16 protein-coding genes are annotated in these 15,585 nt (G+C 47.2%); all 16 read left to right on the top strand.

Annotation, left to right across the window (positions count from 1 at the left end):
- Positions 1–20 precede the first annotated feature (20 nt).
- The 16 genes from wecB to AC0YNS_RS21600 all read left to right on the top strand — a co-directional run bounded on the left by wecB (position 21) and on the right by AC0YNS_RS21600 (position 15,579).
- Positions 21–1,169 carry a non-hydrolyzing UDP-N-acetylglucosamine 2-epimerase gene (gene wecB / locus AC0YNS_RS21675; RefSeq protein WP_475783049.1) on the top strand — a complete coding sequence of 383 codons (1,149 nt, stop codon included), beginning with the start codon at positions 21–23 and terminating at the stop codon, positions 1,167–1,169.
- 190 nt (positions 1,170–1,359) lie between these two features.
- On the top strand, positions 1,360–1,626 hold the full coding sequence (locus AC0YNS_RS21670) for an AtpZ/AtpI family protein (protein ID WP_475783048.1): 267 nt from the start codon (positions 1,360–1,362) through the stop codon (positions 1,624–1,626).
- On the top strand, positions 1,626–2,036 hold the full coding sequence (locus AC0YNS_RS21665; RefSeq protein ID WP_475783047.1) for an ATP synthase subunit I: 411 nt from the start codon (positions 1,626–1,628) through the stop codon (positions 2,034–2,036). The genes AC0YNS_RS21670 and AC0YNS_RS21665 overlap by 1 nt, the downstream gene beginning before the upstream one ends.
- Entirely contained in the window at positions 2,036–2,791 is a 756-nt protein-coding gene (gene atpB, locus AC0YNS_RS21660; RefSeq protein ID WP_475783046.1) for a F0F1 ATP synthase subunit A, read from the top strand. The genes AC0YNS_RS21665 and atpB overlap by 1 nt, the downstream gene beginning before the upstream one ends.
- Positions 2,792–2,862: 71 nt before the next feature.
- The gene (atpE, locus tag AC0YNS_RS21655; RefSeq protein ID WP_090982204.1) at positions 2,863–3,087 is read left to right on the top strand and encodes a F0F1 ATP synthase subunit C; all 225 of its coding nucleotides are present in this window, start codon (positions 2,863–2,865) and stop codon (positions 3,085–3,087) included.
- Between the two features lie 102 nt (positions 3,088–3,189).
- A complete protein-coding gene (atpF, locus tag AC0YNS_RS21650; RefSeq protein ID WP_475783045.1) occupies positions 3,190–3,672 on the top strand; it encodes a F0F1 ATP synthase subunit B in 483 nt (160 codons plus the stop codon).
- Complete coding sequence (locus tag AC0YNS_RS21645) at positions 3,669–4,217, top strand: F0F1 ATP synthase subunit delta (RefSeq protein WP_475783044.1); 549 nt, start codon at positions 3,669–3,671, stop codon at positions 4,215–4,217. The genes atpF and AC0YNS_RS21645 overlap by 4 nt, the downstream gene beginning before the upstream one ends.
- 16 nt (positions 4,218–4,233) lie before the next feature.
- Positions 4,234–5,748 carry a F0F1 ATP synthase subunit alpha gene (gene atpA / locus AC0YNS_RS21640; protein WP_475783043.1) on the top strand — a complete coding sequence of 505 codons (1,515 nt, stop codon included), beginning with the start codon at positions 4,234–4,236 and terminating at the stop codon, positions 5,746–5,748.
- Positions 5,749–5,874: 126 nt separating this feature from the next.
- On the top strand, positions 5,875–6,735 hold the full coding sequence (gene atpG / locus AC0YNS_RS21635; protein ID WP_475783042.1) for an ATP synthase F1 subunit gamma: 861 nt from the start codon (positions 5,875–5,877) through the stop codon (positions 6,733–6,735).
- A gap of 107 nt (positions 6,736–6,842) precedes the next feature.
- A complete protein-coding gene (gene atpD / locus AC0YNS_RS21630) occupies positions 6,843–8,261 on the top strand; it encodes a F0F1 ATP synthase subunit beta (RefSeq protein WP_475783041.1) in 1,419 nt (472 codons plus the stop codon).
- 26 nt (positions 8,262–8,287) lie between these two features.
- A complete protein-coding gene (locus AC0YNS_RS21625) occupies positions 8,288–8,686 on the top strand; it encodes a F0F1 ATP synthase subunit epsilon (protein WP_475783040.1) in 399 nt (132 codons plus the stop codon).
- A 176-nt stretch (positions 8,687–8,862) separates the two neighbouring features.
- Entirely contained in the window at positions 8,863–9,648 is a 786-nt protein-coding gene (locus AC0YNS_RS21620) for a tyrosine-protein phosphatase (RefSeq protein ID WP_475783039.1), read from the top strand.
- Between the two features lie 91 nt (positions 9,649–9,739).
- Positions 9,740–12,064, top strand: coding sequence for an S-layer homology domain-containing protein (locus tag AC0YNS_RS21615; protein ID WP_475783038.1), 2,325 nt, complete (start codon positions 9,740–9,742; stop codon positions 12,062–12,064).
- Between the two features lie 130 nt (positions 12,065–12,194).
- On the top strand, positions 12,195–12,968 hold the full coding sequence (locus AC0YNS_RS21610; protein WP_475783037.1) for a YveK family protein: 774 nt from the start codon (positions 12,195–12,197) through the stop codon (positions 12,966–12,968).
- The gene (locus AC0YNS_RS21605; RefSeq protein WP_475783036.1) at positions 12,949–13,641 is read left to right on the top strand and encodes a CpsD/CapB family tyrosine-protein kinase; all 693 of its coding nucleotides are present in this window, start codon (positions 12,949–12,951) and stop codon (positions 13,639–13,641) included. The genes AC0YNS_RS21610 and AC0YNS_RS21605 overlap by 20 nt, the downstream gene beginning before the upstream one ends.
- A gap of 120 nt (positions 13,642–13,761) precedes the next feature.
- Positions 13,762–15,579 carry a polysaccharide biosynthesis protein gene (locus AC0YNS_RS21600; RefSeq protein WP_475783035.1) on the top strand — a complete coding sequence of 606 codons (1,818 nt, stop codon included), beginning with the start codon at positions 13,762–13,764 and terminating at the stop codon, positions 15,577–15,579.
- The last annotated feature ends 6 nt before the right edge of the window (positions 15,580–15,585 follow it).

The following is a 15,585-nucleotide window of genomic DNA, read 5'->3' as shown; positions in this document are numbered from 1 at the left end:
ACAATTAGGAGTGACATGCTTTGTCTAAAATTAAAGTAATGACGATTTTTGGCACCCGACCGGAAGCGGTTAAGATGGCGCCGTTGGTACTTGAGCTGGAGAAGCATCCGGATCAGATTGAGTCCGTTGTCTGCGTGACCGCGCAGCATCGCCAAATGCTCGATCAAGTGCTCGATTTTTTCAAAATCACGCCGGAGTACGATCTCAACGTGATGAAGGATCGGCAGACGCTGACGGAAACGACCGTCAAAGTACTTGAAGGTCTTGAACCCATACTTCGCGAAGCGAAACCGGATATCGTGCTCGTGCATGGCGATACGCAGACTTGTTTCTTGGCCAGCTATGCTTCCTTCGTGCAGCAGATCCAGGTTGGGCATGTTGAAGCAGGCCTGCGTACATGGAACAAAATGTCTCCATATCCGGAAGAGATGAACCGCCAACTGGCAGGCGTGCTCTCGGATGTGCATTTCGCACCGACGGACAGAGCGGCTGACAATCTGCGCAAAGAGAACAAATCGGAGTCTACGATCTACATAACCGGCAACACGGCGACAGACGTATTCCAATACACGGTGGACAAGTCATTCACGCATCCCGTGATCGAATGGGCGGCGGGTAAGCGCATGATTCTGATGACGGCTCATCGCCGTGAAGCGCTGGGCGAGCCTCATCGTAATATTTTCCGCGCGGTGAAACGGATTGCTGATGAATTTGAAGACGTGGTTGTCGTGTATGCGGTGCATCTGAATCCTGCAGTTCGCGAGCCGGCGAATGAGATCCTTGGCAATCATCCGCGTATTAAGCTAATCGAGCCGCTCGATGTGTTTGAATTCCATAACTTCTACCCGCATACGTACATGATTATGACGGATTCCGGCGGTTTGCAGGAAGAAGCGCCGTCCTTCGGCGTTCCGACCCTAGTGCTTCGCGATACGACCGAGCGACCTGAAGGTATTGATGCAGGGACACTTGAGCTGGTAGGCACGGACGAAGAGGTTGTTTATGAGCGTGCTCATGCGCTGCTTTCCGACTCCAAGCTGTATGAGAAAATGAGCCAAGCGGCCAATCCTTACGGCGATGGGCAAGCATCTGTTCGGATTGTTCAGGCGATCCTGCATCATTTTGGAAAAGTGGACAATCGTCCAGAGCCGTTCACACAACGTTCATAGTTTACATCGGTAGTATAGCATTCCGAGTAACGCAACAGCATACAGTGCTACTGTACGGTTTGGAAACCCGGAAACCCCAGGTAAATCAAGGGTTTTCGGGTAACCGTTCACTAAATGTTTGAATTTATATCAATTGACAAAAGCGAACCCGCTTGGCTAAAATAAATAAGAGTTTTGGAGTGATTCTAGGATGACGAATCCGTCCCATAACGACAATAATCGCAACACGGATAACAGCAGCTTCGGAGATAATCCTTGGCGTGCCATGGGTCTTATCGGATCCGTTGGCGGGACAATCGGTGCCTGTCTTGGACTGGGCTACTGGATTGGACTCAAGGTTGATCAAGCGCAAGACACCGGGTACGGCTCCATTGTTGGCATGGCTATTGGTTTTGTTGTCGCGGTCTTCATCACCATCATTCTGATCAAGGCGTTTACAGGGGGCAAAGCGAAATAATGGATGATTTGTCCGGCCACCTTCGAACGGTTAAGCGTATTACGTTCTTTTTTTTGTCTCTATGTTTTATTGGATGGGCCCTCCTTCCGGAATATAAACCGTTCTTCGGCGGTCTTGTTCTCGGAACTGCGGCAAGTCTTGCAAACGCCTTCCATCTTTCTTGGAAAGTACAGCGAGTCGGCGCTATATCGGCTGCGGGAATTCAGAAACGCCATAACCTTGGTTTTCTGACTCGCGCATGTATTGCACTGTTGGCGGTTGTAATCGCAACCAAGTACTTTTCGTTTAGCCTCTATGGAACAGTAGCTGGATTATTTGTTGTTCAATTGGCAACACTCATATTGGGATTTAAAGCCAAGAGAGATCCGGCCGTACGGCAATCCACCGATGAAAGGGGTGAAAACAACTAATGGATCATATTTTTCCTGAAGTGAATCTGGGTGGCATTCGATTTGATTTGGCTGCCATTATCATGATAGTTATCACCAGCATTATCGTATTTATTATTGCTAAGCTGGCGGTTCGTAACGCTTCGGTCACTAACCCGACTAAGATGCAGAATTTCTTGGAGTGGGTTATCGAATTCGTACAGAACATCATCGGTACAACGATGGACTTGAAGAAAGGCCGTCCGTACCTGACGCTGGGTATTGCTATGATCATGTACCTGTTTGTTGCCAACTTGCTGGGTCTACCATTCGGTATCATTACCGAGGCGCATCATGGAGCGACATTTGCAGGCATGGAGCTTAACTTGCACGGTGAAGAGGAAGCGCATCTCGCATGGTGGAAATCACCAACTGCCGATGTCGCGGTTTCCGGCGCATTGATGGCTATCGTAATCGTGCTCACGCACATCGAGGGTCTGCGTCGCAATCGTAAGCATTACCTCAAGCATTACTTCGAGCCTTATGCAGCGTTCTTCCCGCTTAACGTAATCAAAGAGGTCGCTAAGCCGCTTTCGCTATCGCTTCGTCTATACGGTAACATTTTCGCGGGTGAGGTTATGATTGGCGTCATCATGGGCATGGGATGGTTTGGTATCCCGGCGCTGATTGTATGGCAAGGATTCAGTGTTTTCGTAGGCGCAATTCAATCGTTCGTATTCGTTATGCTAACGATGGTTTACATGTCGCAAGCGATCGTTCACGAAGAACATCATTAAGTCAGTAACAAACCTGCTACTGGCAGGAAACAATAAAACTATATGTAAACATTTTAAGGAGGATTTCTCTAATGGGAGCTTTGGCATTAGTTGCAGCAGCAATTGTATTCGGTCTTGGAGCACTGGGTGCAGGTATTGGTAACGGTTTGATCGTAGGTCGTACAGTTGAGGGTATTTCCCGTCAACCAGAACTTCGTGGTACTCTTCAAACTACAATGTTCATCGGGGTAGCGCTTGTAGAGGCACTTCCAGTTATTTCCCTAGTACTAGCGTTCATCTTCTTGGGCAAAGCGTAAGATTACTAATGCATTATGGCGGGGAGTGCAATCAGCCTCCGCGCCTTCCTTTTGCCTGCTTCAATTGAGAGCCGGCTAATCTACGGAAAGGAGTGACGTACGTTGGATATCGTATGGTCCAATTTTTTCATCCAACTGGTTGCTTTCGGAATTCTTTACTGGCTGCTAAGCCGTTACGCTTTCGGTCCGCTATTCTCCATCATGGAACAGCGCAAGCAGTTCGTGAAAGAACAGCTTGAGAGCGCGGAGAACAGCCGCAAACAAGCCGAAGCACAGTATGAAGAGCAGAAGCAATCCCTTCAACAAGCACGTAAAGATGCTTATGAAATTATTGAGCAAGCGAAACAAACTAGCACGAAGCAAGCTGATGAAATCGTACATGCTGCTAAATCCGAGGCTACTCGCCTGAAGGACGACGCTGTCAAAGATATCGAAAGCGAGAAGAACAAAGCGATTTCTGCACTCCGCAGTCAAGTTAGCGGTATGTCCGTCATGATCGCTTCCAAAATCATCGAGAAACAAATCGATGACAAATCGCAAGAGCAGCTTGTTGACCAATACTTGAATGAGGTTGGAAGCAAATGAGCCGCGAGAGCGTCGTAGCTAAACGCTACGCTAAAGCGCTGTTTGAACTTGCACAAAGCAATAATGCGATTGCAGATGTTGAGAAACAACTGAAAATCGTCGTCGACGCAATGACCGGAGACGCGGAAATCCGTAAGTTTCTTGGTTTGCCAAACGTTGAAGTGACGAAGAAGATCGACATTATTAAAGGTGCGCTATCTGACAAAGTGTCGGTAATGGTACTGAATACAGTAGAGCTGCTCATTCTCCGCGGCCGTCATGACGCGATCGCAGAAGTGTACGAAGCTTATACGAAGGTAGCGGGCGATGCGCTCGGTCAGGCACACGCTACTATATATACGGCTAAATCCTTGTCCGCTGAAGAGCTGTCCAAAGTGGCTGCGCAATTCGGTACAATGGTTGGCAAACGCATTATCGCGAAACAAATCGTTGAACCGGCTTTGCTCGGCGGCGTGCAAGTGCGCATCGGCGACCGTCTGTATGACGGCAGCCTCTCCGGCAAGCTGGCTCGACTTGAACAAGCTTTGAAAACTCAAGCATTGTAGATAGGGGTGAACGGAATTGAGTATCAGACCTGATGAAATCAGCACGCTGATTAAACAACAGATCGAACAATTTAAATCCGAAATTCAAGTCGTTGATGTCGGTACGGTCATCCAAGTCGGTGACGGTATCGCACGTGTACACGGCCTAGAGAACGCTATGGCCGGCGAACTGCTCGAATTCTCGAACGGCGTTATGGGTATGGCCCTTAACCTTGAAGAGAGCAACGTCGGTGTCGTTATCATGGGACCTTACACAGGCATCCGCGAAGGCGACCAAGTGAAGAGAACAGGTCGTATCATGGAAGTTCCGGTTGGCGAAGCTTTGCTTGGCCGCGTAGTAAACGCACTGGGACAACCGGTTGACGGCAACGGACCAATCAACACAACTAAAGCACGTCCAATCGAATCTCCGGCACCGGGCGTAATGGCTCGTAAATCGGTATTCGAGCCGATGCAAACGGGTATCAAAGCGATCGATGCGATGATTCCAATCGGCCGTGGTCAACGTGAGCTTATCATCGGCGACCGCCAAACAGGTAAGACTCAAATCGCGATCGACACGATCGTGAACCAAAAAGGCAACGGCGTTATCTGTATCTACGTTGCAATCGGTCAGAAACAATCCACTGTTCGTACGGTTGTTGAATCCCTTCGCCAACAAGGCGCTTTGGATTACACAATCGTTGTTACAGCGAGTGCTTCCGAGCCATCCCCGCTTCTTTACCTGGCACCTTACACAGGCTGCTCGATGGGTGAGGAGTTCATGTACAACGGTAAACACGTACTAGTTATCTATGATGACCTTTCCAAACAAGCGGCAGCATACCGTGAGCTTTCCTTGCTGCTTCGCCGTCCGCCGGGTCGTGAGGCTTATCCAGGGGACGTATTCTATCTTCACTCCCGTTTGCTTGAGCGCGCAGCTAAGCTGAACGATGAGCTTGGCGGCGGTTCCTTGACTGCATTGCCATTCATCGAGACGCAAGCCGGCGATATCTCGGCTTACATCCCGACAAACGTAATTTCGATTACGGATGGTCAAATCTTCCTAGAGTCCGACCTATTCTACTCCGGTCAGCGTCCAGCGGTTAACGTTGGTAACTCTGTATCCCGTGTAGGTAGCTCCGCTCAAATCAAAGCCATGAAGAAAGTTGCGGGCACGCTCAAAACTGACCTTGCTCAATACCGTGAATTGGCAGCATTTGCAGCATTCGGATCTGATCTTGATAAAGTAACGCAATCCCGTCTAAACCGCGGCGAGCGCACACTGGAAATCTTGAAGCAAGGCGTTAATGCGCCATTGCCGGTAGAGCGCCAGGTCGTTTCCCTTTACACGGTTACACGTGGACACGTTGATGATATTCCGGTTCAAGATGTACGCCGCTTCGAAGCTGGCCTTCTGGCTTACGTGGATGCTAACAAACCAGAAATTTTCGCTTCCATCCGCGATACGAAAGATTTGACTTCCGACAATGAGAAAGTGCTTGTTGAAGCGATCAAATCGTTCAAGAACAGCTTTGCAGTGTCGGTTTAAAACCTTTCTTTAATCATTCAAACGGTATGCTGCTTAACGTATACCGTTTGAATACTGTGCGGAATAGAACTGGTTAGGGTGAGGCTTGCTTCACCCATACGGCCGGTAATAAGGTGGTGACAACGAATGGCTAAAGGTATGCGCGAAATTAAGCGCTCGATCAAGAGTAAGCAGAATACGAAACAGATCACGAAGGCAATGGAGATGGTTGCATCCGCTAAGCTCAAGAGAGCTCAAGATGCCGCTGTAGCATCACGTCCATATACCGACAAGATCAAGGAAGTCGTAGCGAGCATTGCATCGGGCGGGGGCGCGATTAAGCATCCTATGCTGCAAAGCCGCGAAGTCAAACGTACGGCCTACCTGGTCGTCACGTCGGACCGCGGTTTGGCGGGCGGATACAATGCGAACGTGCTTCGTAAAGTATGGACGGAGATTCAGGAGAAGCATAAGTCTGCTGCTGAATACGACGTTTTCGTCATCGGACGTAAAGGCCGGGATTACTTCAAACGCCGGAACATCAACCTTGCTGATGAAGTAACAGGACTTTCCGATTCACCGAAATTTGCCGATATCAAGTCGTTGGCAGCAGCTGCTGTTAAAGGCTTCGAAAGCGGTAAATATGACGAGCTAAACCTGGTGTATAACCAATTCTATAATGCAATTACCCAAGTTCCTGTCATTAAGCAGCTGCTTCCACTGGATCAGTCTGAATTTACAGGCGCGAAGGCAAGTTACGAATATGAGCCGTCACCTGAGAAGGTACTCGACGTTCTATTGCCGAAATACGCGGAAACGGTTGTTTACAGCGCGGTATTGGAAGGTAAAGCGAGCGAGTTCGGCGCACGTATGACAGCGATGGGCAATGCAACGAAGAACGCGACGAAGATGATCGCAGGCTTGACGTTGACGTACAACCGTGCACGTCAGGCAGCAATCACACAAGAAATCGCAGAGATCGTCGGCGGAGCTAACGCACAGGCATAAGCTTCACCATTAATGCATCCGAAGTAAGCACCAGCTGGTTGTGATCGGTCTAACGGCCGTTTCAATTCCGGCGGTGCAGCTTCGGAAAACATGAAGGAGGTACAAGAATGAGCAAGGGGCGTGTAGTCCAGGTAACAGGACCGGTAGTCGACATTGCGTTCGACAACGGACAATTGCCTGAGATTCTTAATGCGATAAAAATCGAAAGAGCGGCTCAAGGCGCAGGCGAGCGCGATATCAACCTTACGGTTGAAGTAGCAACTCACCTCGGCGACAATCTGGTTCGCTGCGTTGCGATGTCTTCCACTGACGGTCTTGTCAGAGGAACAGAGGCTGTGGATTTGGGTAAACCGATCACAGTACCTGTAGGACCAGCAACACTTGGCCGTGTATTTAACGTACTTGGTGATCCAATCGATAACAATGGTGATGTTGACCGTACGATCTCTAACCCGATCCACCGTCAAGCACCTCCGTTTGAAGAATTGTCGACATCACAAGAAATCTTGGAAACAGGGATCAAAGTTATCGACTTGATGGCTCCTTACTCCAAGGGTGGTAAAATCGGTCTCTTCGGCGGTGCGGGCGTAGGTAAAACCGTAACGATGCAAGAGCTTATCCACAACATCGCACAAGAGCACGGCGGTATCTCCGTATTCGCCGGCGTTGGTGAGCGTACTCGTGAAGGTAATGACCTTTACCACGAGATGAGCGACTCCGGTGTTATCGCTAAGACAGCGATGGTATTCGGTCAAATGAATGAGCCTCCGGGTGCGCGTCTTCGCGTAGCTTTGACGGGTCTTACAATGGCTGAGTATTTCCGTGATGAAGAAGGAAGAGACGTTCTTCTGTTCGTCGATAATATCTTCCGCTTCACGCAAGCTGGTTCAGAAGTATCCGCTTTGCTGGGCCGTATGCCATCCGCAGTAGGTTACCAACCAACATTGGCAACTGAAATGGGTCAACTGCAAGAGCGTATCACTTCCACGAAGAAGGGTTCCGTTACTTCCATTCAAGCGATCTACGTTCCTGCCGATGACTATACGGATCCGGCTCCTGCAACGGCGTTTGCCCACTTGGATGCAACGACTAACCTTGAGCGTAACATCGCTGCAATGGGTATCTTCCCGGCCGTAGATCCGCTCGCTTCGTCTTCCCGTATCCTGACGCCTGAAATTCTTGGCGAAGAGCACTACCAAGTAGCGCAAACCGTTAAGAAAGTTCTGCAACGTTATAAAGAGCTTCTGGATATCATCGCGATCCTCGGTATGGACGAATTGTCTGAAGAAGACAAGCTGATCGTTCACCGTGCGCGTCGTATTCAAGTGTTCTTCGCGCAACCACTGCACGTTGCGGAAGCGTTCAATGGTATCCCGGGCTTGTACGTTCCTGTTAAAGAAACGGTACGCAGCTTCAAAGAAATTCTTGAAGGTAAGTACGACCACCTTCCAGAATCGGCATTCCATAACGTCGGAACGATCGAAGACGCGGTTGCTAAAGCGGAAAAACTTGCTCAAGAGGTTTAATCGCTCATAGCTAGGGAGGTAATATCATGAGCTCCTTTTTATTGGAAATTGTAACACCTGAGCGTAAAGTTTACGCGGAGGATGTAAATATGATTATCGTTAAAGGCTCCGAGGGTGAGATGGGTATTATGCCTAATCACATTCCGATGGTAACGCCTTTGCGAATTGCTCCTGTTACGATCAAGAAAGACCGCTCTGAAGAAACAATTGCCGTTAACGGCGGGTTCCTTGAGATCCGTAAGGATAAAGTGGTTATCTTGGCTGAGAGTGCAGAACTGCCGGGCGACATCGATCTTTCCCGTGCAGAATCCGCGAAGCAGCGTGCAGAGCAACGCATTAACGGCAAGCGCGACGAGTATGATCAAATTCGCGCTGAGCTCGCCTTGCAGCGTGCACTTAACCGTATCTCGGTAAAGTCGCGCTAAGATAGTTAGCGAAGAAGACTGATTCTTTTCGCAGAGGTATTCTGTGAGAGAATCAGTCTTTTTGTTTTGTGATCTTAGATGTAATCATTTGGAAATAAACTGACAAATGATGGACACACTCAGATGGTAAATCTGTAGTATAATGAGAAAATCCGACATCGTAAGGAGGTCCTGCCATGATCGATATTCATACGCATATATTGCCGGGCATTGATGACGGTGCTGCTGATATGGAAGAAGCACTGGATTTGGCTAGAGCCGCTGTGTCGGATGGCATTACCGGACTGATTGCCACACCGCATCACGCGAATGGCCGTTATATGAATGATGCGGCTTTCACGAACCAGCAAGTAGAGCTGCTGAGAGAGCGTCTTGCAACGGAGAGTATTTCGCTTGAACTGCATGTGGGACAAGAGATTCGTGTACATAGTGATATGTTTGAAGCACTAAGTGCTGGGGAGCTGACCACATTGGCCAAATCCCGCTATATTTTATTAGAGATGCCGTCTTCCTCCGTTCCTAAGCGGATGCTGGAATATATTCATGAATTCAAGATTATGGGCATACGGCCGATCATTGCCCATCCCGAGCGTAATGCTGAGGTTGTTCAGAATCCATCCAAATTAAGAGAAATGGTAGACGCAGGTGCCTATGGCCAAGTGACGACTCACTCTCTGCTTGGTGGATTTGGTAAACAAATCGAACGTTCCGCCTGGCAGCTATGCCAAGAAGGTCTCATACATACGCTCTCTTCAGATGCCCATCATGTCGTGCGTCGCGGTTATCGCCTTCAAGAAGCTTATAAGAGAGTAAGAGAAGAATTGGGAGAGAACTTCGAGCAATGTTACAGGCAAAATGCTGAAGCCATAATTAGAAATTATGTATTCAATGAATCTCCAGTGATGGGCAAAACTTCCAAAAGTAAAAAGCTGTCAAATCTCCTAAAATTCTTTGGTAGATAATTGACCACCTAGTTAATGGATGGTACTATTGGTAGTGATTGTTACATATGGCGGCAATTTTAGACAAATTCTTAAGTAGAGGTGACTTATAGTGACAGTAAGAAAAAAATTAGTAGTAACTACCATCGCAGCAAGTCTAGTAGCCGGTTCGTTGGCAGGATTGCCACTTAGCAACAAAGGATTGGCAGAGCAACTTGGATTGTCGAATGTTGCATCAGCAGCAACGGCAACAACGCCAACATATGCTGATTTCTTGGCTAGACTAGATCGTATTCACACAGCGCTAATCGCAGGTGGCGAAGCGCAGAAGGTTCGTGATCTTCGCACTCAAATCGGTGGATTGACTTTTGTAGCTAACAACAGTGCTATCAATCCACTATGGGTTTATGTTCCAGTGGCAATTAAGAATGATGCTAACAAAGAATTACTGTTTGACACATTCCAAGCTCTTGGTTCGATTATGTACAGCACGCGCAACGAAGAAATCGAAGTGATTCGTTCCAATGAAGATCTGCAAGCAGCTCTAGTAGCATTGGCTGCTGCAACGAACACAGATAAGCTTACTGTAAATGACCTGCTGGCATTTGTTGATGCAGTTGAAACGGCAGCAGTTGAAGCTGTGCAAACGAATCTAGCAGATTTGCTTACTGATGAGTCAGGCTCACTGGCAGTAGCTTTGATCAAAGCCGGTGTGAAGGATGTATTGGATAACGATACGCTAGTTGTTAGCAAGGTGCTCAACGCTCTAAAAGGTAACACTTCAAATCAAGATCTGGCAGACGGGTTGGCGGCTACATTCGAGAACTTCACAACTGCACTACCAGCGGGAGAAGCAGCAACGAAAGCACTAGTGGTAGCAGCTGTTCGCGCAGAAACCGTAAACACGTTTACGACTGCAGACAACGGACGCACTCACACATACACACTTACACTTAAAGGAATTACAATTCCAAATGCGTTGCTTACATGGACCGCAAGCGGCAATGTGAATGTTGAAGTAGTAGCAGGTAAAGTAACACTGGCATCTACGGCAACTTCTGGCACAGCATTAATCCAAGCGAAGTTTCAAGGCAAAGTAATCTTTGAGAAATCAGATACATTGACTTACTCTACTGGCACAGTCTATATTCCACCAGTCACAGCACCATCGATTGCAGATGTATTAAAGGACCTTAAAGGCAAGATCGCAGCTGCAACAGGCGCAGAGAAAGCCAAGCTGATCCAAGAAGCGATTGATAAAGCTGCAGCAGCTATCGCAGAACTCGCGAAGATCGATGCTAAAGGCGATGTTAAAATTGTAGATGGTAAAGCAACTGTAACGGTAAGTGCGGCAGCAATTGAAAAAGCTATCAACGAAATCGCAAAGGTTATCGCAGCTTTGAAAGATGCGGCTCCTGGTGCGGAAGCAGCTATTAAAGTGGTACTGACAGTTGATCTCGGAACTGTTAATGCCAAAGATGTTAGTGTTTCCGTTATCGGCGACAGCGTGAAGAAAGTTACCGGTGCTGGCGTACTTGGATTTAACTTTGGCTTCAATGGCTTTAGCGCGACATTGCCAGTTGGTGCTGAGATCAACGATGCTTTCACGTTCAATGTGAAGAACAACGCTCCTGCGGGTCCTGCAACTTCGTTGAAAGCTGTATCTGACGCTTACGACTTCGCCCTAGCAGTTGGCGGTAAAGAAGTTCACGAGTTCAGCAGCCCAATTGAAGTTAACATTCCTGTAAATACAACAGGTGTCGACAAAGAACTTCTAACAGTATTCGACGGTACGACTTATTATGGGGGCGTATTCCACGACGGCGTGATCACTGAGAAGCGTGACCACTTCTCCACATATGTAGTCGTTGAGAATAAAGTAACCTTCAAAGATACGAACAAAGTAAAAGCATGGGCTGGCCGCCAGATCGAAGTTATGGCTGCTAAAGGCGCTATCCAAGGCCGCGCTAATGGCTCATTCGTTCCGAATGGCGAAGTAACACGCGCTGAGTTCGCTAAAATGCTCGTTCGTGCACTTGATCTGGACAACGTATTGGCCAAAGAAGGCTTTAGCGACGTGAACGCTGCTGACTGGTTCGCACCATTCGTAGCTGCAGCATCCGAAGCTGGTATCATCAAGGGCCGTACAGCTACTTCCTTCGCGCCTAACGCTACAATTACACGCGCAGAGATGGCTGTAATGGTTGCTCGTGGCCTGGAAGCGGCTAAAGGGGTCAAAGCTAACGCAGAAGACCTGAAGGCTCTAGACGCATTCAAGGATGCTGGTTCGATTAGTACTAGCTTGAAGGACGGAGTAGCTTTTGCAGCGAACAACGGACTTGTTGTTGGTGATAAAGGTAAATTCAATCCAAACGCTACAGCTACACGCGCTCAAGCAGCAGTTATTATCTACCGTGCATTTAACTTCAAGGGTTAATCAACTAGCATCACAGGATGGAATGGCATAATATACATCCCCCTTCAATGGGGGATGTATATTGCTTTAAAGAACAAAATTCACCCAGATTAATCCAAAATTTTGATGATGAAATTGCGAGGGATATGATGTGCAAATCGAGTTAGAACTCCGAGACTATATACGGATTATTACCAAACGGAAATGGATGATCGTCGCAATTGTAGTCATCTGTTCAATGGCAGCGGGGTTGTATAGTTATTTCATGATTGAACCGGTTTATCAAGCGACGACGAAGATTGTTGTCAATCGAACAGCCGCCACAGGTGCTTCCGCCAACGACTTGGATTTGAACGAAGTGAATGCCAATCTTCGTTTGATTGATACTTACAAAGAAGTTATAAAGACACCGGCTATTATGGAAGCAGTGTCCAACAAGCATCCGGAGTTTAACATGAGCGTGGATGATCTGATTAAGAAAGTGAAAGTAAGCTCCGTCAACAATACGCAAGTAATGACGATGGCTGTTCAGGATCTCTCCTATGAGAAAGCAGCAGAGATTGTGAATGCAGTGACGCAGGTGTTTAAAGAACAAATTCCGACAATCTTCAACGTGCAGAATGTAACCGTACTGAACTTGGCGAAGGTGAATCCAAGCAAAGATCCGGTTCCGGTCAATAACAAGCTTGAGCTGAATGTGATTTTGGCTTTCGTAGTATCTCTTATGGCAGCCGCAGGAATTGCTTTCTTACTTGAGTATTTAGATGACACCATTAAGACTGAGGCGGATGTCCTGCGATACTTGGAACTGCCGACAATGGGCCAAATCGCCAAAGTAAAGAACGAACATGCGAATCGAGAAGAAGCGATTAAGACGGGTAACGTAAAGGCAGGTGAGATTTCGAGTGTCCAAGTTGGGAAATAGCAGATATCTGATTACATATTACGAACCAAAGTCACCTATTTCAGAAGCTTATCGTGCGATGCGGACGAATATTGATTTCTCCTCAGTCGATGATCACATTCAAGTCATTATGGGAACCTCTGCATCACCGGGAGAAGGAAAGTCAACGACAATCGCTAATATTGCCGTAGTTTATGCCCAAGCGAATAAGAAAGTCGTACTCATCGATTCCGATATGCGCAAGCCGACGATGCATCACACATTTGGGCTAAGCAATCGTCATGGCTTGTCTTCCTTACTGTCACGGCAGTGTGAGCTGGATGAGGCGGTTAAAGCGACGGACATTCCTAATTTATTTATTATTCCTTCCGGTCCTGTACCGCCTAATCCTTCCGAGATGGTTGCGTCTCAGCGGATGAGTGCACTAATCGAAGAACTGCGAACCAAGTTTGATATTGTATTAATCGATACCCCTCCGACGTTAGCCGTAACAGATGCACAGCTTATTTCGACAAAATGTGATGGCGTCCTGCTTGTCGTCGAATCAGGTAAGGTCAAACGCGATGCGGTTATCAAGGCAAAGCAACAACTAACGCATGTAAAGGCAAGAATTCTCGGTGTGGTACTGAAGAACATTGAGCAGAAGAATAGCGATGGCTACTACTACTATTATTATAGTGAAACAGAAAAGTAGTTCTTAAGTATTGTTATACCAGGTAAAAAGTTCTATTATTATATCTGGGACTATTGTCTAATACTACCAATTGAGGGCATATAAGCCGGATAGTAATACTGAGAACATGGGGGAAGTCCAATGCTGTACAAGAAGCGTTCTTTGCTTTTATTGGGAATTGATTCATTAATCGTTTGCTTTAGCGTTGGAACCTCTTATTTATTCCGTTACCAGGGGACCATTCCAGCAGACTCTGTATTGCAAATGGTGATCTATGCATTAGTAACGGCGGTAATATGCAACATTACGATGGTTTACTTCAAGATGTACCAACGTATATGGAGATACGCTAGTATTGGTGAACTAGTTTCTCTGCTGAGAGCAGTCATACTTGGCTGGGGAATTTCTTATGGTTTAACGACCCTCTTCATGGATGAGAACGTTCCATTGCCAATAGCGGTGCGTACCATGGAGACGATGCTGTTGATTATGGGTGGCATCCGCTTCATATGGAGAATGATCGTAGATAGTAAGAATACTGCTACTAATAAGTCTAGAGTGCTTATTATTGGAGCCGGAGACTGCGGTGCCATTATCGCGAAAGAGATTAAGAGCAATGCTAATGCGCAATTATACGTAGTTGGCTTTATTGACGACGATAATAAGAAGTTACTGCAACGCATACTGGGAATACCTGTTCTCGGCGATCGGTACGCAATTGAAGCAATTGTGAGAAGACATAAGATTAACGAGATTATAATTGCCATTCCATCAGCTGAGAAGTCAGAGCTGTCCGAGATCATTTCGATTTGCAGGGTAACAGATGCTAAAGTGAAAATCATACCTGCATTGAATGATCTGATTGCCGGCAAGGTATCGGTTAGTGCAATGCGAGATATAGATCTGGAAGATTTACTGGGGCGCGATCCTATCCTGCCAGATCTGAAAGGGATTGCCGATTATGTAGAGAACAAGGTTGTTCTTGTAACGGGTGCCGGTGGATCCATAGGTTCTGAATTGTGCCGACAAATCACGATATTTAGGCCCAAGACCTTGATTCTATTGGGGCATGGAGAAAATAGCATCTATACCATTGAGATGGAACTGCGCAGACGCTTCCCAGACCTCGCACTCGAAACCATCATTGCGGACATCCAAGATCGTCAACGCATTGATGATGTATTCCGCTTACATAGACCACAAGTCGTCTTCCATGCAGCCGCGCATAAGCATGTTCCACTTATGGAAAGAAACCCGGCTGAGGCCGTTAAGAATAACGTGTTTGGCACCAAGAATGTAGCTGATGCAGCTGATCGTTATGAGGTTGAGAGATTCGTTCTCATCTCTTCAGACAAGGCAGTTAATCCATCAAGCATCATGGGTGCGACCAAGCGGATTGCGGAAATGTATATCCAAATGAGAGATCAAATAAGTAATACCAAATATGTTGCTGTCCGGTTCGGTAATGTTCTAGGTAGCAGAGGCAGTGTTATACCTAGGTTCAAAGAGCAGATCGCAGCCGGTGGTCCTGTAACTGTCACGCATCCGGAGATGGTGCGTTACTTCATGACTATCCCTGAGGCCGTACAGCTCGTCATCCAAGCAGGTGCCTTTGCTGCCGGAGGTGAAATCTTCGTATTAGATATGGGCCAGCCTGTCAAGATTGTAGAGCTTGCAGAGGATGTTATCCGATTGTCTGGTTTCGAACCATATACCGAGATACCAATCGAGTTTACCGGTATCCGTGCTGGGGAGAAGCTGTATGAAGAACTGCTACTGAATGAAGAGGCGATTGCGAAGACGAAGCATAATCGAATATTTATTGGTAAGCCATTGGGTATTAACCAAGCGGAGTTGGAGCTTCAGTTTAAACGTCTTGAGCGTGCAATTGTTGAAGAGAAGGATGATATTCGAAATGTCATTGAGTACATTGTACCGTTGTATAAGGATGTTTCCTAACATCAG

The sequence above is a fragment of the Paenibacillus sp. J22FR21 genome, from assembly GCF_056269135.1.
The sequence above is the reverse complement of the archived record's forward strand: the minus strand, read 5'-3'. Positions and strand labels throughout refer to the sequence as shown.